This window comes from Nocardia sp. NPDC047654 (assembly GCF_043205035.1).
In the GTDB taxonomy this organism is placed as follows: Bacteria; Actinomycetota; Actinomycetes; order Mycobacteriales; family Mycobacteriaceae; genus Nocardia.
The window spans coordinates 384,840-403,283 of the sequence record NZ_JBIDDF010000001.1; the positions used below are offsets into that span (position 1 = coordinate 384,840).

Here is an 18,444-nt window from a genome sequence, read left to right on the forward strand (position 1 = left end):
GGTGCGCCGGGCGCGGCGGCCATGGCTGTCAGCCGGATCGGGTTTGTCGCTGTGCGTGGTGTCGCAGGCGACGACGGGTCGCCGGAGGTACCGGACCGTCGAGGGGTGGGGACGAGAAGGAGGATCACTGCTCCGGAGAAATCATCCCATCACTCGGCCGCAACAACCTAACCGCGGTGGATGTTCCGCGCATTGCTCGAGCCGGTCGGGGACACGACCGCCTTCTAGCGCGTGTCTTCGCCGGTGGCGTCCTCGCCCGACTTCGCGACCCCGTCGGTCGGCGCGCTGTCCTCGCCGCTCGGGTTCGCGTCGTGCCCGCTCGTTTCGGTGGGGGACTCTTCGGTCGCGGGCTGCGCGAACGGGTCCGGAATCCGTCCGCCGGAGAACGCCGCCAGATCGCGCAGCCGGTCGTAGCTCACCGCGGGCAACTTCACCTCGGTGCCATCGGTCAGGTCGGCGCGCACGTATCCGCGCTTGGGGATCCGCACACCCTTCACCTGCGCCCAGTCGAGATGGCGCGAACCGAACAGCGTCCGCAGCTCCAGCCCCGCGTCCGAGACGGCGGTCTGCGTGCGCAGCACCCACGCCAGCACCGCGACCGGGATGAGCAGCAGCCACCACAGTCCGGCGGGCCAGCCGACGAACGGGAAGAACACGCACATCAGCAGGATGAACACGCCCAGGAAGGCCAGCCGTGGGATGCGGATCACACGGGCGTCGGAGGCGCTACCCGTATCCGTCGCCGCCGCGGGCGTGTGGGACGATTCAGAAGGTGGCACGGACTGATGCGGTGATGACACACCACCATCCTCGCATCCTGGTGAACGGACACAAGCAACCGCACTGTCCCACATAATGGGACGCACGGGGTCATCTGTTTGACTCTTCGGTTCACACCCGCTTAACGTCGTGCGCGTGAATCGAAACGAGTTGCTCGTACTCGGCCGGCGCGTCCAGCGTTGAGCCTGACACACTGAGTCGAATACGTCAGCTCGCGTTGCGACGCGCCACCCTCGATCAGCCCTGTGCTGTCGGGGGCTTTTTTGTGTTCGGACTAACCTCCAGCATGGCGAAGCGCAAGACACCGCTGGCACAAAAATCCGGGGTCAGAACGACAACCAGTAAGGAACGAAGACGGTGAGCGCACCTACCGCACGGCCCGGGCCTTCCGCCCGTAGGCCAGCGCCTTCGGCGAATCAGCAGGCCACGCCCGCTGCCAACGCGATCTCCGCGGCCAACCGCCGTCCGGTCCCGCCCGAGCGGGTCACCGGCGCGCAGTCGGTCGTCCGGTCGCTCGAGGAGCTGGGCGTCGACACCGTATTCGGCATTCCGGGTGGCGCGATTCTCCCGGTGTACGACCCGCTGTTCGATTCCACCAAGGTGCGCCACGTCCTGGTCCGGCACGAGCAGGGCGCGGGTCACGCGGCCACCGGTTACGCGCAGGCGACCGGGAAGGTCGGTGTGTGTATGGCCACATCCGGCCCCGGCGCCACCAACCTGGTGACCCCGATCGCCGACGCGCAGATGGACTCGGTCCCGATCGTGGCCATCACCGGCCAGGTCGGCCGGAGCCTGATCGGCACCGACGCGTTCCAGGAAGCCGACATCTCCGGCATCACCATGCCGATCACCAAGCACAACTTCCTGATCACCGACGGCATCGACATCCCGCGCATCATCGCCGAGGCGTTCTACCTCGCCGCGTCCGGCCGCCCGGGCGCCGTGCTCGTCGACATCCCCAAGGACGTGTTGCAGGCGCAGACCACCTTCAGCTGGCCGCCCGAGATGCGGCTGCCCGGCTATCGTCCGGTCACCAAGCCGCACGGCAAGCAGGTGCGCGAGGCCGCGCGGATGATCATGGAGGCCAAGGCCCCCGTGCTCTACGTCGGCGGCGGTGTGATCAAGGCCGACGCCTCGGCCGAGCTGCTGCAACTGGCCGAGCTGACCGGCATCCCCGTGGTCACCACGCTGATGGCGCGCGGCGCGTTCCCCGACAGCCACACCCTGAACATGGGCATGCCCGGCATGCACGGCACCGTGGGCGCCGTCGCCGCGTTGCAGCGCTCGGACCTGCTGATCACGCTCGGCGCGCGGTTCGACGACCGCGTCACCGGCCAGCTGGACTCCTTCGCGCCGGGCGCCAAGGTCATCCACGCCGACATCGACCCGGCCGAGATCGGCAAGAACCGGCACGCCGACGTCCCGATCGTGGGCGACTGCCGCGAGGTGATCGTCGAGCTCATCGAGACGCTGAAGGCGGATCCCGCCGCGGGTGACGCTTTGCCGCTGGCGCTGACCGACTGGTGGACCTACCTCGACGGCGTGCGCGACTCCTACCCGCTGGGCTGGACCCCGCCCGCCGACGGGTCGCTGTCGCCGGAGTTCGTCATCGAGGCGCTCGGCCGTCTGGCCGGACCCGACGCGATCTACTGCGCGGGCGTCGGCCAGCACCAGATGTGGGCCGCCCAGTTCATCAAGTACGAGAAGCCGCGCACCTGGCTGAACTCCGGTGGCCTCGGCACCATGGGCTACGCCGTCCCGGCGGCCATGGGCGCCAAGATGGGCGCGCCGGACAAAGAGGTGTGGGCGGTCGACGGTGACGGTTGCTTCCAGATGACCAACCAGGAGCTGGCCACCTGCGCCGTCGAGGGCGTCCCGATCAAGGTCGCGCTGATCAACAACGGCAACCTCGGCATGGTGCGCCAGTGGCAGACGCTCTTCTACCAGGAGCGCTACTCCAACACCGACCTGGGCACGCACTCGCTGCGCATCCCCGACTTCGTGAAGCTCGCCGAAGCCCTCGGCTGCCACGGCATCCGGGTGGAGCGCGAGGAGGACGTGGAGGCCGCCATCCGCGAGGCGCAGTCCATCACCGACCGCCCCGTGGTGATCGACTTCATCGTCGGCAAGGACGCCCAGGTGTGGCCGATGGTCGCGGCGGGCACCAGCAACGACGAGATCATGGCCGCGCGCGGCATCCGCCCGCTGTTCGACGAGGACGAGCAGGCCGCCGAGCCGGCGGTCATCCACGCGGCGATGTCGCAGGAACAGAACAGGGTGAACAACGGATGAGTACCACGCATACCCTCAGCGTTCTCGTCGAGGACAAACCGGGCGTGCTGGCCAGGGTCGCGGCGCTGTTCTCCCGCCGCGGCTTCAATATCGAATCCCTGGCGGTCGGCGGCACCGAACTGCCCGAGATCTCGCGCATGACCATCGTGGTCACCGTCGAGGACCTGCCGCTCGAGCAGGTCACCAAGCAGCTCAACAAGCTGGTGAACGTCATCAAGATCGTGGAGCAGGACTCCGACAGCTCGGTGGCCCGCGAACTGATCCTGGTGAAGGTGCGCGCCGACGCCAGTGTGCGGACCCAGGTGATCGAGGCGGTCGGGCTGTTCCGCGCGAAGGTCATCGACGTGTCGCCGGACGCGCTCACCGTCGAGGCGACCGGAACCCGGTCCAAGCTCGACGCGCTGCTGCGGATGCTCGAACCGTATGGCATCCGCGAGATCGTGCAGTCCGGTGTCGTCGCGGTGGGACGTGGACCGAAGTCCATCACCGCCACTCGATGAGGTAGCGAGCGGCACACCGATGGGGCCGGCCGGCCGACGGCGGCCACGCGCTAGTCTTTTTGCGATCGACGGTTGGCGTGCCGCCCTCCCCGCCTACGCGGGAATGATCCCCTCCCGCTGCTGCGGGGGTTGATCCGATCCAGAACAACGAAAATCAACACCGGCGCAAGCACGGTGTGCCCCGCCTCGCGCGGGGATGATCCCGGAAGGAACCACAGTGGCAGTCGAGATGTTCTACGACGACGATGCCGACCTGTCGATCATCCAGGGCCGCAAGGTCGCTGTCATCGGCTACGGCAGCCAGGGTCACGCGCACTCGCTGAGCCTGCGCGACTCGGGCGTCGAGGTCCGCGTCGGTCTGGCCGAGGGTTCGAAGTCGCGTCCGAAGGCCGAGGAGGCCGGCCTGACCGTCGGCACGCCCGCGGAGGTCTCGGAGTGGGCGGACCTCATCATGGTGCTGGCGCCGGACACCGCGCAGGCGTCGATCTTCACCAACGACATCGAGCCGAACCTGAAGGACGGCGACGCGCTGTTCTTCGGCCACGGCCTCAACATCCACTTCGGCCTGATCAAGCCGCCCGCCAACGTCACCATCGGCATGGTGGCGCCGAAGGGCCCCGGTCACCTGGTGCGTCGTCAGTTCGTCGACGGCAAGGGCGTTCCGGCTCTGATCGCGATCGACCAGGACCCGAAGGGCGAGGGCCAGGCGCTGGCGCTGTCCTACGCCAAGGGCATCGGCGGCACCCGCGCGGGCGTCATCAAGACCACCTTCAAGGAAGAGACCGAGACCGACCTGTTCGGTGAGCAGGCCGTGCTGTGTGGTGGCACCGAGGAACTGGTCAAGACCGGTTTCGAGGTCATGGTCGAGGCCGGTTACGCGCCGGAGATGGCCTACTTCGAGGTGCTGCACGAGCTGAAGCTGATCGTCGACCTGATGTACGAGGGCGGCATCGCGCGGATGAACTACTCGGTGTCCGACACCGCCGAGTTCGGTGGTTACCTGTCGGGCCCGCGGGTCATCGACGCCGACACCAAGAAGCGCATGCAGGACATCCTCAAGGACATCCAGGACGGCAGCTTCGTCAAGCGTCTGGTCGCCAACGTCGAGGGCGGCAACAAGGAACTCGAGGCGCTGCGCAAGCAGAACGCCGAGCACCCCATCGAGGTCACCGGCGCCAAGCTGCGCGGCCTGATGAGCTGGGTCGATCGTCCGATCACCGAGACCGCCTGACACATCTCCTGATTCACGGGTGGCCCGCTCCGGATTCCGGAGCGGGCCACCCGCGTCTTCGCGGCTTCCTGATGGTCACTGCTTCACGGTCGCGCTTACCGAAGAGGCAGCGACTGCACGACTTCACTCGCGCACTTGCCTCGAAAGGTCACGGGTGTCGCCTCCCCTGCGGGCAAAATCGAACCGCGGCATCAGGGGCGCCCCCATGCGCGTTGCTCATCGATCGCCGAAGACTATTCGCGGGTCGGCTGATGCGGTCGTTTCGCATGGCTGGTGATTCGTTACTCGCTCGTACCGATGTCGGGGCCTAAGGTTCTCCCGGACAACGAGGTCAGGTAGCCGAAGATTCTCTGACCGAACGGATGGTGAGCCTTGCCCAACCCGACCGATATCGACCCTCGCGCGACCGTCTCGCATCCGGCCTCGGCCGGTCGGCGTCCAGAGGCGATCCACCGCTTTCTCGTTCAACCCGCCGACGCGGGCATCGTGGGGTCGGTCGACGGCGGCAAGCTCCTCGAGTGGATCGACAAAGTCGCCTACGCGGCGGCGGCCCAGTGGAGCGGCCGCTACTGCGTCACCGCCTACGTCGGGAACATCCATCTCGACCGGCCCATCGCGGTCGGTGAACTGGTCGAATTGCATGCCAATCTGGTCCACACCGGCCGCACCAGCATGCACATCCTCGTCACGGTCTATTCGACCGATCCCACCCGGGTGAAGCCGGTGCAGTCGGCGCAATGCCTGACGATTTTCGTCGCGGTGGACGACGATCGGCGCACCGTCGAAGTCCCGCAATGGAATCCGACGACGCTGCTCGAATCGCAGCGGCACCGGCAGGCCCGGGCCCGCGTCTCCGTGCGCAAGCACATCGAGGAGGCGATGGCGGCGCAGCGCTACACCTCCGCGGGCACCGCGCCGAGCGCCACGCTGCGTTTCCTCGCCGCGCCTTCGGACATCAACTGGGGCGGCAAGGTTCACGGTGGCCGGACCATGCGGTGGATCGACGAGGCCGCGTACGTGTGCGGCGCGGACTGGGTCGGGCAGCGCGTCCTCACCTCCTACTTCGGCGGGATCCGCTTCTATCGGCCGATCGTGATCGGCCACGTCGTCGAGGTCACCGCGCGACTGATCCACACCGGCCCGCGCAGCATGCATGTCAGCGTGCACGTCACCTCCACCGACACCCATTCCGACGAACCCGCGCTGGCGGCGCACGGCCTCGCCGTGGTCGTCGCGATCGACGACGACGGAAAGGCGCGAGCCGTGCGGCAGTGGGAGCCGGTCTCCGAGGAGGATCGGGCGCTCGACGCGCACGCCCGGCACCTGATCGAGCTGCGGTCGCTGGTCGAACCGTTCACCACGGCCGGCGCCGTGCCGTCCGACGCCGAGCCCAGTCATTTCCGGATACCGACACCGAGCTGACCCCGGCTAGACTAGTTACCGATGAGTAAGTTCTTCGCGTCGGTGGACGAGGTGACCGAGCGCCTCACCGAGGCCGGGTATCTCCCGTCCCTCGATATCGCCACCGCCGTGTTCCTCGGAGGCCATCTCGGCAAGCCCCTGCTGGTCGAGGGTCCGGCGGGCGTCGGCAAGACCGAGCTGGCCAAGGCCGTCGCCACCGCGACCACCTCCGACCTGGTGCGCTTGCAGTGCTACGAGGGCATCGACGAGGCCCGCGCCCTCTACGAGTGGAATCACGCCAAGCAACTGCTCCGCATCACCGCCACGGACGGCGAAGGCTGGGACAGCACCCGCGACCACGTCTTCACCGAAGAGTTCCTACTCGCCCGCCCGTTGCTGGCCGCCATCCGTAACCCGCGTCCCACGGTGCTGCTCATCGACGAACTCGACAAGGCCGACGTCGAGCTGGAAGGGCTGCTGCTGGAGGTGCTCGGCGACTACCAGGTCAGCATCCCCGAACTCGGCACCGTCACCGCGGTGCGCAAGCCGTTCGTCATCGTGACGTCCAACGCGCACCGCGAATTATCCGAAGCGCTCAAGCGGCGCTGCCTCTATCTGCACATCGATTACCCGACGGCGGAGCTGGAACGGGCGATCGTGCGGATGCGGGTTCCGGAGCTGGACGAGGCGCTGGGGGAGCCGGTGGTCGGCGTGGTCGGCGCGTTGCGTCAGCTGTCGTTGCGGAAGGCGCCTTCTATAGCCGAGACCGTCGACTGGGCGAAGACATTGGTCGCGCTCGGTGCGCGAAACCTCAGCGGAAGCGTCGTCCGCTCGACGCTGGGCGTGCTCTTGAAGTACCAGTCCGACCATCGCGTGGCGATCGAACGGCTCGGGTTACTCGATACGGATGCCGAGCAAGGGCGGACCTCGCAATGAAGCGTGTACGGGATCATGCGCTACGCCGACCTGTTGGAACCGGACTCGCCACCTGGAGCGGTGCCACCATTCCCCCGAACGGGCCCGTCTACGCATCGTCTGGGCGAGCCGCGTCGGCCGTGCCAGAACTCGAAGTGAACACCTACCCGAGGGCGCGGCACGAACTCGGGTTTATGCCGGAGCCGGCCCAGATGCCACCCTGCACAGGAGCCCGGCCGTGCCGCTGGCTGATGCGGGACACAAGATGTTGTGCGGCATATCCACTTCGACACACCGTCATGTCGACGCGCCCCCTCACGCCATCGCTCATGTCCCGGCACACCGGATATTCGCAGTCGGACCAGGCATCCGGAGCAGGTCAGGACCGGATCGGCGAGCGCAGTGGCATTGCGGCGACGCGGAACCGGGCGGCCCGCACGTCTACCGTCCGGGTCGCAGGCACGAGGTGTTGTTCAGGAGTCGGGCATGAGCACGGCTGAGCGGCGTGCCGCCGAAGCCGACCGCCGAGCCGACTCGATGACCGATCGGCTCGTCGAGTTCGTCGGCCTCCTGCGCGATCACGGCATCAATGCCGGACCGAGCGAAACCATCGATGCGGCCGAGGCGATGATCGCCCTCGGCATCGATGACCGCAACCGCCTGCGCTCCGGCGTGGCCGCGTGCCTGCTGCGCCGCAATGGTCAACGCGCCGTGTTCGATCAACTCTTCGACCTCTACTTCCTGACCCCTCAGCAGCCGCAGCCCGTCGAGCCATCGACACCCGAATCCATCGAAGAGCTGCGCGATCGGCTCGTCGCCGCACTGGCACAGGATGATTCGGAGTCGGTCGCCGCACTTGCCCGCCAGGCGCTGACCGAACTCGGCGGCTACGGGGGAGTCGGCACCGGGCAGTCCCCCGCGCCCGTCACCACCGCGTCCGGCGCGGGCTGGTCCTCCTACCTGACTATGAAAGCCCTACGCCCGGAAGAACTCGTCGATCGCATCGTCGCGGGTATGAACGGCTCCTCCCCACTCGACACCACCGTCCACACCATCGAAGCCAACCGCCGCCTCGCCGCCTTCCGCACGGCCGTCCAGACCGAGGCCCGGCTGCGTTCGGCGCAACTGCGCGGCACCGAATACATCGCTCGCCGCGGCGTCGAATCCAGCACCGACCAGATCGATTTCCTCGGCGCCCGCGAACAAGATCTCGCCGAAATGCGCCGCCTCGTACACCCTTTGGCCCGCAAACTCGCCACCCGCCTGGCCGTTCGCCGCCGCAAAGCCGTGCGCGGCCGGATCGATCTCCGCCGCACCCTGCGCCGCTCCATGTCCACCGGCGGCGTCCCCATCGACCCGGTCCTGCGCGCCCGCAAACACGGCCGCCCCGACCTGGTCGTCCTCGCCGACATCTCCGGCTCGGTCACCGGCTTCGCCGAATTCACCCTCCACCTCATCCAGGCCCTGCAAGACCAGTTCAGCAAGGTCCGCAGCTTCGGCTTCGTCGACACCTGCGACGAGATCACCCACTTCTTCACCCCCGGCGAACCACCGACCCCCGGCACCGCCGCCCGAATCATCCGCTCCACCAGAGTCGCCCGCTTCGGCAGCTCCAACTACGGCGAAGCGTTCCAAGGATTCCTCGACGACTACGCCGACGCCCTCGGGCCGCGCACATCCGTACTCATCCTCGGGGACGGGCGAACCAACCGCACGGACCCGAATCTCGCTGCGATGCAGACCATTGTCGACCGAGCGAAACACACTTACTGGCTGAATCCGGAACCGTCGCGGGCCTGGTCGACGGGGGATTCCGCCGCCCACGTGTACGCGGACTGCGTGACGATGCACGAGTGCCGGAACGTCAAGCAGTTGACCGAGGTCATCGCGCGGCTGCTGCCGGCCTGACTCGGCCGCCGGAATGGCGCCTCAGCGGGATGCCCGCTCACTGACCGCCGGACGCAACTTGTGGACCACGGCGGCCGTCGCGGTGGCGATGACCTCATCGACCCAGTCCGGAATGGGCGCCGCGCCCGCGATGTACTCGCGAACGAGCCCGTAGGGAATAGCTTTGACGGCAGCCATCGCGATCGCCATGTGATGCTCGTCGGCTTCGCCGAACTCCGTCGCGACGGCGGCGCGTAGCGCGTCGTTCATGCGGTCGTTGACCTCGGCGATGTCGGCGCGCAACTCGGCAGAGCCCACCTCGAGCAGTTCCTCACGCCGGAACATCTTCATCGCACGAGCTTCGGTGGGATGTGCACGGCAGTATCGCGGCAGGTGCATCGCGGCGGCGAGCAGCGGGTCGGCTCCCGACAGCGCGGCGACGAATCCGGTGTGGAAGCGCTGGATCGAGCGCAGCCACAGTCGTGCGAGCAACTCTTCGCGGGAGGCGAAGCGCACGTAGATCGATCCGGTGTGGACGCCGGAGGCAGCGCTGATCGCGGCGATGGTCGGCCTGGTCGTCGCCGGATCGGCGAGCAAGTCGCGCGCGGCATCCAGGATCTGGTCATCGGTGAATCGCCGGGGTCTTGCCATGGGGAAGAGCTTAGGGCAATGTTTAGGAATATGGATTCAAAAACTCCGTTCCCGGTGACGGGCAGTCTGCTCGCGTTCATCGGATCGGCGCATACCGCACTCGGCGTCGTCATCTGGGCAGCCGGCCGAGAACAGACCGAACTTGCCTTCTGGTTCACCGCGTTCGGAGTCGCCGCCGTCGGTTTCGGTGTCGCCGTGATCGAGACGGAGCGAACGCGCGGCTACGTTCCAGCGCCGATCCTCGCCGCGATCGCTGTGCTCACCGCGTTCGGCCTCGCGTTCGAGCCGGTCTCCGGGTTTCTCACCGTCCTGCTGCCGCTCGCCATCGGCGTCCGCGGATGGTTACGCCATCGCCGCGTCGCCGCGGTTCCGGCAGGGTAAGTCCGGCCCCGCTCAGCGGAGGTGAGCCGACTCCGTATCCGCCGCCGCGAGCCCGACCGAAATCGGAACGCTACGCAGTTGACCGAGATCATCGCGCGGTTGCGGCCGACATAGAGCCGCAGAAACTTCGCACGGTAATTCGCGAATTCCTCTGGCCGGTCTACACCGCCACCCGCGATCCATGTGGTCAGACGGCTTACTCCTTGTCGGCGATCAGTCGGTCGCGTCCCTCCGAACTCGCTCGAGACCACGCATCAGAACATCGAAACGCGGGGCCTCCGGCCAGCTCGGTCGCAAAGTGCCGACGCGGTACCACCCCCACCGGCGATAGTTGTCATACGCCCGCTGATTATCCGGACGGACCAGCAGTGTCGCGCGCTGCTCGGGCCGTCCCGCGAGCAGTTCGTCGTGCAGGGCCCGCGCGATACCCCTCCCGGTGAATTGCTTGCGCACCATGATCTCGCTGAAGGCGAATGTGCGCGAACCGTTCTCGGCGGTGAACGCCACGTGGTCGCCTTCGTCGAGCCGCAGCCCATCCCACCACGCGGTCTCGGCGGTGAGCGGCCAACCCCACGCCTGCCCGCAGAGTTCGCCGTCGAGACGAGCGATCACCAACTCGAACGCGCCGGCGCGGGAGGGGTCGGTGTAGGCATCGAACCGGTGCATGAACGCCTCGGGCGACTCGAACTCTTCACCGGACTCGATCGCATCGACGTAGGAGTCTCGGAAGATCAGCTCGACTTCGTCGCGCAGTCCGCGAGCCTGTGCGGCGGTGTAGTGCCGAAAGTCGATGCCATCCACTGGTAACGCGGAATGCCGTGAGCTCATACGGTGATCGTCCTTCCCTCCAGTTCATCGAATCGCGTCGAGAACTTCTCGGACGGGCCTTCCGTCACTACCCGTACGGGTTCGAGTAGCCGCAGCGTTCGAGTAGAGGACACTGGCCTAATCGGCTGCGATTTTCAGCTAGCGGCCTTGAATTCGGCAAAACGTTCAGCGAGCCGATCTCTTGATGGCCGGTCACTGCGTCGGTGTGGTAAAGACAGTTGGCGACCGTTCATCTCGCGGAAACCATGTCGGAGCATGGGACCGTCATTTGGGTCCTGCATCATCTTCTCCCCGATCACAACTTCGTAGTTGGGCGATATGCCGAGAAGCTGCATGTCGTACGCGGCATGGTGGATCTTGCAAAGGCACAGGCCGTTATCGACCTCGGGGACGCCTTCTTGGTGGTTATCCGCGAGTATGTGCGCTGCATCGAGAAGCTGTGGTTGCCTTAGGTCGCACACAGCGCATCTGCGATCGTAGGCGAGCAGTATCCTGCCACGAAACTCGGGCTGATGCAGCCGCTGGCGTATGGCGCGCTGGGCGTACTTGCGCTCGATTGGCTTCAGTTTGAGCGGATCCGTTACGAACCGGAGGCTTTCGTCGAGCGCCAAGATAAACCTGCGGCCTTCGGTGTCGTCTGCGACCACGTACACCGGGAACACGGGGACGTAGACGCCAGGGCGGATCCACCGCAGCAAGATGATCGGAAGTTCCAGCTCGCATGCTCGGCGCAGCTTCGTATTGTCGCCGTTTGTACTCCCTTCACGGTACGAGTACGCGAAGAGTGACTCGCCGACTTCCCCATCCGAGTACGGACTGTCAGGCTTCGAAACGATGGACAGTGTTGCTTGCAAGTCGCGCGGGTTCCAGATGCCGCGGTTCAGGTCGATAAGACGTCGAGTCCCCCCGTTCACCGGGAGAGCTGTCAGTTCTGCACGTGTCAGTGTGCCTTGTTCAGCGACACGCTGCGCGAGATGATCGAAGATCATCTGGCGCAGTTCCAACTCTGCCCCGCTCTCCACAAGTGGAGTGTGGCACGGACGTCGGATCGGTGTCGACGCTTCCGCGCAGTAGTGCGCTGTCGTAATCCGCGCCGCGCGTGCGAGTGCGCTCTTCGAGTCACGTCTGAGCGGACATCGCCTCACCCAACGCTCTGGAGCCGAGCTGAAGCATGGCGGTCAAGGTCGAGCGGTCGATCGTGAGCTCGAATTCGTTGCCGGACGTGCCGAACACGAAGGTGACAGATTCACCGTCCTCGCCTCTGACGAGCCTGACAGGGCAGCCTTCACTCGTGCTGACCCAACTGCCGATCGTCAACCGATCCCACGTCATCGTTGATCCTCATCAGTTGTCGATGCTGTCGAGACCTCATCGAGCCATTGCACTTCGCCGCGTCCTCCGACGTACCCTCCGCCCGGAGGATCGGTATAGGCGGCAAGCATGGTTTGTCTTGCCGACGGAGAAGCGGCCGAAAGGTTTCGGTCTCGACAGCGCTTCCAATCCGCCCAGCACCACCCCGCGCCCGCGTCGATCGTGAATTCGATGACGGGGGTTTTCACCCCGTCGATGAACACATGGATATCGACGGGTCCGTCCGGATCACGGACGACGACGACTTCGACCTGCGGATCAGGATGTACGGCCCTCGCGCAATCGCTTCTCACGATTCGAGCCGGGGGCGAACCTGATGACAACGCCGTCGAGTTCTGTGGTGGCATCGGCCGTGTCACACCCGGCGCGGACGGGGCCGGGCACACGCGCGGACGGATTCGATGACGGCCAGCCCTGACGGCCGGTAGCTGTCCCGGGGTGGTTGCACCCACACCCGAAATCCGTGTCGGTCAGCGGGCGACGGAAGTGCGATCTGTGCGCCGAGGCGCGCGACGGATGCGTTGAGGCGAAACAGTTCTCCGAACAGGGCGATGTCGTTGTCGGGCACGTCCGGCACGACGAGCAACGTCCATCGCTTCGACCGGGGATGCGAGACGATCGGGCCAGGGTGAACGCCACGCCCCTGCATGTGTCCTCTGACGGCGGCCCCGAGTGCGGCGGGGACGGTGATTCCGCCGACGCTGCCCGAGGGGATGAAAAGTTGGTGGAGTTGCGGTTGTATGCGCGCGGGCAGGCCGCAGACCTCCCGATAGAACCGGCATCTCGACATCAGGGTGTCTGCGGATACGCCGCGCGCGCGTGGTTCTTCGTGGGTCCTGCTTGCCGCAGATCTGTGAACCGACTGCATTCTTCTGCCTTCCTGCTCCAGTCGCTCTAGGACAGGCACCCGGAGAGCCGGACGTGGCTTCGTGTCATTGCGGCGCCGAGTGCTGTGGATAGATTCCGTCTCGGTGGGGTGCTGCGGGAACGCCCGTTCGAGGGAGGACAAGGGGAGAACTGCGGGACAGCGGGTCGGTTCAGACATGGACACCCCTGGCGAATGCAATGATTTGTCTGCGGGTTACCGAACGAGGGGGACGGGGCTTGTCTGAACCGAATCACCAGCTCAGTGCGGCCAGAGCGCGGACCAGGTCCGAACTGACCGGGCATCCGTTGTCGCGAGCGGAACTTGCCGATGCGGTGAACTCTTGGGTTTTTTGCCGGACCGGTCGGGTTGTTCAACTGTCCGGCAACTACATCGGAAAGTTGGAGCGCGGAATCTTTCGCTGGCCCAACGCGGACTACCGCGCCGGGTTGAGGGCTGTGCTCGGTGTCGCGACTGACGCCGAACTCGGTTTTCGTCCTGCCGAGCGCGGATCCGTTAGCGATAGCATGGAGGCGGATGATTCACCGATGTCCCCGCCGAGCGCGGGGAGAGAGGTTGACGACGTGCTCCGACGAACCTTCCTGCTCGGTGTTTCTTCCGCCGGTATCGAGATGGCGCTCGGGTTGGAATCCGTGCGGCATGGATTCAATCTGGCTGTGTCAGAGGATCTCTCGGTCGATCTCGACGACTGGAACGAAATCGTCCGTGAGTATGGAGTTGCTACCGGAACGCACACCGCCAGCGAGTTGCGCGCGGCACTGCTGGTGGATGTCATGAGTCTCGAGGTTGCGTTGGGCAGGTCTTCCGACCTCGCACACCGCCGACAGCTGTATCGGATCGGGGCGCTGCTCAGCGAGTACTTAGCTCAGGCTGTTGGGGATCTTGGACTGCGGCGCGAAGCGAGGCGGTGGTGGCGCACGGCCAACTATGCCGCAGACTGCTCAGGGGACATGCACGCGATGATGTATGTGCGGGGGCGCGGAGCTATCCGAGCGATTTACGACGGCCAGCAGCCGGAAATCATCATCGATGAGATCAGCAAGTCCGACGAACTGATTGCACACGGCCCCCTACACGGACGACCGAGTTTGCTCGCGGCGCGCGCGCAGTCGCTCGCGTTGCTCGGCCGTGCTGAGGAAGCCAAAGCATCATTGGTCGCACTGCGCGACACTTTCGCGGCATTGCCGTCCGGTATGACGAAAGACCACAGCTGGCATTGCTGGGCATACTCCGAAGCGCGAGTCAGGTTCGCCGAAAGCTTCGTGTACTCCCATCTCGGTGATACTCGCCGGGCGGAAGAGGCGCAGTCGGCGGCGCTCGGTCTGTATCCGCCCAACAATCGGCGCGGGCCGATCCAGATCGAGTTGCAGCGCGCACTGTGCCTGGTCTCGGCCGGTGATCCGAGCGAGGGCACCGCGTACGCGACGACCATGTTGGATAGATTGCCTGTCGAACACCGGACGCGGTACGTCATGGGCTTGGGCGAGCAGGTTCTCGCGGCCGTGCCGGAAGACCAGCGGCGCATCGCGAGTGTCCGAGAGCTTCACGAGCTACTGAGGGACGACGCCTTTCGTCAAGGCAAGGCTCTCGGGTCATGATCAAGCGTTCGTTCGAACTTGCCCGCAACGAAGCCATCGAGGCACGAGCAGATGAACTCGAAGCCGTGAATCTCGGCTCGCACCGCGAGCGGTAAGACAACCTGTGGTCCAGCCCAGCACGATTACGGGAACGGTTGAAAGATAGGTCCGCCCCAGGTGGCCTACCTGTTGGTACGGGGGGCAGCCCTGCCCGAGCGGCCCACGAGGCCCGAGGTTGGCGCGTAATCGGTCAAGACGGGACGTTTCGCGACTCGTCGGTTTTGGAGGAGATGGCTAGGCCGTTGACTACCGCTGACTCAGGCCTCGCCGGTCAGGTGTGCAGCGAGGAACGGCGCAAGCTCATCGAGTAGTCCACCTGATGCCGGAATGTGCTGGTTTCTCTGTATGCGCTGCGCCGAGAGTTGGAACGGAACATCTCTCGGGGTGGGGTTCGCTTATGTCGGCCCCTCCGTGTCGCGAGGATTCGAAAACTGACTGGTCGCCTTTGTTGGGTGAGTAATTTATGGTGATCTTCAGTAATCGCGTCATCTGTGGAGATGGCGCGAGTAAGCTCGCCGCTACGAGCTAGCGCTGCGCAGTGCGCTAGTGCCGGCCTCCTTGAAGCAAGGGGAAAGCGAAGCTTTTATGGGCAAGATCGTGACTGTTCCCGATGAGAACGTGCACCATTTGATTCGCCAGGCATATGTCGCTGGCGGCCCATATCAATGGGCGCGAGAAGCGCTCGTCAATTCGATTCAAGCTAAAGCAACTTGGGTCTATTTCGGTGTTGACGAGGAGTCGTTCACGGAGCATGGAGTCGCCCGACGTTACGTAGCCGACAACGGCGTAGGAATGAACGAGGAGAATCTTCAATTATTTCTGTCCTCATTCGGCGGCGGAGGAAGGACAATCTCCTTGACCGAGAACTTCGGTCAAGGGTTCAAAGCGTCCTGTTACGAGTGGAACCCATACGGAATCATCGTACTTTCGTGGACCGAGGAAACACCTGAAGGTCGGATGATTTGGATCCACTTCGATGAACGTCACGACAGGTGGCAATTGAAGGATTTCGATATATATTATCGAGGCTCGGACCAGGCGGGTCCGCCGGATGATATCAACGACTGCATACCCCCTTCTTTCAATCCAGCGCTCGGAATCGATCTTCGAAAATTTCATTTCGACGAAATCAAACAAGCGGGCCATGGGACCGTTTTTCTATTTCTTGGCGACGGTCCCGCGCGAGACACGGTGAGCGGCGATTACAAGCGGGGCGAGGATGAAGTGAAGCGTGGAATTGTGAACTACTTGAACACGAGGTTTGTCGAGATTCCCGGTGATGTATCTGTTCGTGTTGCAACACTTGAGCCGAAGCCTGCGGAGACCGCCAGGCGGGAGACCAAGGACAAAGTCCTTGTTGCGCCCGACGGTACGAGGTACGCCATCCATCCGCGGCGTGTCAATGGCATCAAGGCGGTCATCTCACCCAAGCACCAGCACGGCGCCGTGATGGTGAAACATGGGACGAAGATCGAGTGGTATCTGACGGACGAGGATGAAGATGCGCTGAGTCAAGAGAAGGGCCCGACCAAGCCGCTCATAGTGGTTCAGTATGAAAACGAAGCATATGACCGAAAAGATCGTCTGCAGCAATATCGTCAGTTCGGGATACCCGACGCAATTCGAATGCGTTTATGGATCTTCATCGTTCCGCCCGCGTACAAGGAGTCCGAACCGACACGATGGGGAGTTATGCCGCAGGCCTCCCGGGGCATGTTGATCGGCAAGGGCAGCACCAGTCTGCCGTGGGAGGACTGGCAGGACAACTTCTACCAGCAGTTGCCGGGACCGATCAAGAAAGCAATAGAGCAGAGTCGTTCAGGGGAAACCGACAGCAACGATCAGGATCGGCGGGAGCGGCTCAAGCGCACAATGGAACGTCTGGCAACCCGATTTCGTCCACCGCTTCTCGTCAAGAACGATTCTGGTCGCGAATCCGGCAATCCGGCCTCATCAACAACTGGAACGCCTCGGGTTGGTTCTGGAAGTCCGCGCGCAGAGAAGTCGATTTTACTGAAGCCTCGTAACAACGCGAAGGATTCTGGCGGTACGGGCGACAAGATAATTTTGAACCCCGACGAATCCGGTGAATTCGCAGGCTCAATGCGGCGAAAGAGTGACGGTCTTCCGGATGTGAAGTGGGAAACATTTCGTGATGACGATGTAGTGCATGCGGCGAGGTTCGACGAGAAGCTTTCGGAAGGCGGTGCTTCCTTCGGCACCATCAGTATAAATCTGGCATTTCCGCTTTTTCGGAATGAATTCAAGTTTTGGGTCGAAGAGTATCCGAAAGCGGATCAGCAGGAAATGATCGCCCTAGTGAAGCAGGTATATGAAGATGAGCTGGTCTCAAAGCTGATGCACGCGTACAAGCTTAAAGGGCAAGAACTTGCAGAGGATGAAGACGGCAACCCGATACGCATCAAGGATGAAGATCTTGAAAAGTGGATCAGTCCCGAGGCGTTGACGGCGGCCGCTCTCGGGCTGGTCAACGTGGAGCAAAGGATACGAGTAACAGCCGGGTCGCGCTTCGGTAGCGGCAGAAAGGCGGTGAAAACCCCGGCGAAGGCGCGACGGTAAAGGAAACCCGACCCTCGCGGGAGCCGTCCAGGACACCTTGATGTCGCAGCACGCTGAAACTGGCCTACTTCAGGTCAGCGTCTGACCTCGGCGACCTCGACCGGTCGACCCTCCCGCCGCGAAAGCTCGCACGCCTCGGCGACATAGAACGCCTCCAGCGCTTCGTCCGGCGTGCAGGGACTGTCGAGCTCTCCCGTGGCGACCTCGACGAACGCCGCCAGTTCATCGGCATACGCCGCACGGAACCGCTCCATGAATCCCGCGTAGGGCGGATAGGGAGAGGGGCTGTGGTCGGGCTCGACGGAAGTCAGGGGCGCGCGGTCGTCCAGTCCGGCGACCGCGGTCCCTTTAGAGCCCAACGCCTCCAACCGCACGTCGTACCCCGCCCCGTTGTAGCGGGTCAGCGACACGGTCGCGAGGGTTCCATCGTCCAGGCGTAGCAGCACCGCCGCGGTGTCGACGTCGCCCGCTTCGGCGAAGAACGACGCGCCCCGGTTCGCCCCGGTCGCGTAGACGGAGGTGATCTCGCGCCCGGTGACCCACCGGATGATGTCGAAATCATGCACTCCGCAGTCGCGGAAGATGCCGCCGGAGCGGGCGATGTATTCGGCGGGCGGGGGAGCCGGGTCGAGGGTCGTCGCGCGCACGGTGTGCAGCCGGCCGAGGCTGCCGGAGCGGATCGCTTCGCGGGCCGCGCGGTAGCCGGCGTCGAAGCGGCGTTGGAAGCCGATCTGGACGGGGACGCGGGAGTGGCGGGTGCGGTCGATGACGGCGAGGGTGCCGGTGATGTCGGCGGCGACGGGCTTTTCGCAGAAGACGGGGATGCGCGCGTCGACGGCGCGGATGATGAGGTCGGGGTGGGAGGCGGTGGTGGTGGCGATGATCAGGCCGTCGAGGTCAGCGGCGAAGAGGGTATCGAGGTCGGGGGCGAATTCGACGCCGAGGTCGGTGGCGGTGGCGCGGGCGCGGGCGGGGTCGGCGTCGGCGACCAGGACGGTGGCCACGTTCGGGAGTTTGCTCAGGATTTCGGCGTGTGCGGTGCCGATGCGGCCGGTTCCGGCGAGGCCCAGGGTGACGGCTCGGTGGGAGGACATCGGCTCTCCT

At 64.8% G+C, this 18,444-nt stretch carries 15 protein-coding genes; 9 read left to right on the forward strand and 6 right to left on the reverse strand.

The genetic code is table 11. From position 1 onward, the window contains the following. Positions 1-224 precede the first annotated feature (224 nt). Positions 225-779 (reverse strand): PH domain-containing protein, encoded by a 555-nt coding sequence (locus ACGF7Y_RS01765; RefSeq protein ID WP_393228268.1) that lies wholly within the window; start codon positions 777-779, stop codon positions 225-227. Positions 780-1,137: 358 nt separating this feature from the next. Here ACGF7Y_RS01765 and ACGF7Y_RS01770 point away from each other — a divergent pair, with 358 nt between their 5' ends. The 6 genes from ACGF7Y_RS01770 (at position 1,138) to ACGF7Y_RS01795 (ending at position 9,027) form a co-directional block, all read left to right on the forward strand. Next, a complete protein-coding gene (locus ACGF7Y_RS01770; protein ID WP_393228270.1) occupies positions 1,138-3,072 on the forward strand; it encodes an acetolactate synthase large subunit in 1,935 nt (644 codons plus the stop codon). After that, entirely contained in the window at positions 3,069-3,572 is a 504-nt protein-coding gene (gene ilvN / locus ACGF7Y_RS01775; RefSeq protein WP_039799659.1) for an acetolactate synthase small subunit, read from the forward strand. The genes ACGF7Y_RS01770 and ilvN overlap by 4 nt, the downstream gene beginning before the upstream one ends. A gap of 229 nt (positions 3,573-3,801) precedes the next feature. Continuing rightward, the gene (gene ilvC, locus ACGF7Y_RS01780; RefSeq protein ID WP_174550026.1) at positions 3,802-4,803 is read left to right on the forward strand and encodes a ketol-acid reductoisomerase; all 1,002 of its coding nucleotides are present in this window, start codon (positions 3,802-3,804) and stop codon (positions 4,801-4,803) included. Positions 4,804-5,250: 447 nt separating this feature from the next. Next, complete coding sequence (locus ACGF7Y_RS01785; protein ID WP_393230857.1) at positions 5,251-6,225, forward strand: acyl-CoA thioesterase; 975 nt, start codon at positions 5,251-5,253, stop codon at positions 6,223-6,225. 21 nt (positions 6,226-6,246) lie between these two features. Beyond that, positions 6,247-7,140 (forward strand): AAA family ATPase, encoded by an 894-nt coding sequence (locus ACGF7Y_RS01790; protein WP_393228273.1) that lies wholly within the window; start codon positions 6,247-6,249, stop codon positions 7,138-7,140. A gap of 465 nt (positions 7,141-7,605) precedes the next feature. Continuing rightward, positions 7,606-9,027 (forward strand): VWA domain-containing protein, encoded by a 1,422-nt coding sequence (locus ACGF7Y_RS01795; RefSeq protein ID WP_393228275.1) that lies wholly within the window; start codon positions 7,606-7,608, stop codon positions 9,025-9,027. 21 nt (positions 9,028-9,048) lie between these two features. Here ACGF7Y_RS01795 and ACGF7Y_RS01800 read toward each other — a convergent pair whose 3' ends face one another. Then, a complete protein-coding gene (locus ACGF7Y_RS01800) occupies positions 9,049-9,657 on the reverse strand; it encodes a TetR/AcrR family transcriptional regulator (protein WP_393228277.1) in 609 nt (202 codons plus the stop codon). A gap of 30 nt (positions 9,658-9,687) precedes the next feature. On the opposite strand from ACGF7Y_RS01800, the gene ACGF7Y_RS01805 reads away from it, so the two are divergent. Continuing rightward, on the forward strand, positions 9,688-10,038 hold the full coding sequence (locus ACGF7Y_RS01805) for a DUF6463 family protein (RefSeq protein WP_393228279.1): 351 nt from the start codon (positions 9,688-9,690) through the stop codon (positions 10,036-10,038). A gap of 213 nt (positions 10,039-10,251) precedes the next feature. Here ACGF7Y_RS01805 and ACGF7Y_RS01810 read toward each other — a convergent pair whose 3' ends face one another. The 3 genes from ACGF7Y_RS01810 to ACGF7Y_RS01820 form a co-directional block, all read right to left on the reverse strand. Beyond that, a complete protein-coding gene (locus ACGF7Y_RS01810) occupies positions 10,252-10,866 on the reverse strand; it encodes a GNAT family N-acetyltransferase (protein WP_393228281.1) in 615 nt (204 codons plus the stop codon). 134 nt (positions 10,867-11,000) lie between these two features. Next, entirely contained in the window at positions 11,001-11,888 is an 888-nt protein-coding gene (locus tag ACGF7Y_RS01815) for an HNH endonuclease (protein ID WP_393228283.1), read from the reverse strand. 97 nt (positions 11,889-11,985) lie between these two features. Further along, positions 11,986-12,198 carry a hypothetical protein gene (locus tag ACGF7Y_RS01820; RefSeq protein WP_040868487.1) on the reverse strand — a complete coding sequence of 71 codons (213 nt, stop codon included), beginning with the start codon at positions 12,196-12,198 and terminating at the stop codon, positions 11,986-11,988. Between the two features lie 1,239 nt (positions 12,199-13,437). Between ACGF7Y_RS01820 and ACGF7Y_RS01825 the strand changes: the two genes are divergently transcribed. Both ACGF7Y_RS01825 and ACGF7Y_RS01830 read left to right on the forward strand, forming a co-directional pair. Further along, positions 13,438-14,721: a hypothetical protein gene (locus ACGF7Y_RS01825; RefSeq protein WP_085994918.1), complete on the forward strand. Its 1,284-nt coding sequence runs from the start codon at positions 13,438-13,440 to the stop codon at positions 14,719-14,721. A 624-nt stretch (positions 14,722-15,345) separates the two neighbouring features. After that, positions 15,346-17,340 carry a hypothetical protein gene (locus ACGF7Y_RS01830; protein WP_157172839.1) on the forward strand — a complete coding sequence of 665 codons (1,995 nt, stop codon included), beginning with the start codon at positions 15,346-15,348 and terminating at the stop codon, positions 17,338-17,340. A gap of 74 nt (positions 17,341-17,414) precedes the next feature. Here the strand turns inward: ACGF7Y_RS01830 and ACGF7Y_RS01835 are convergent, their stop codons facing one another. Further along, entirely contained in the window at positions 17,415-18,434 is a 1,020-nt protein-coding gene (locus ACGF7Y_RS01835) for a Gfo/Idh/MocA family oxidoreductase (RefSeq protein ID WP_393228286.1), read from the reverse strand. Positions 18,435-18,444: the final 10 nt, after the last annotated feature.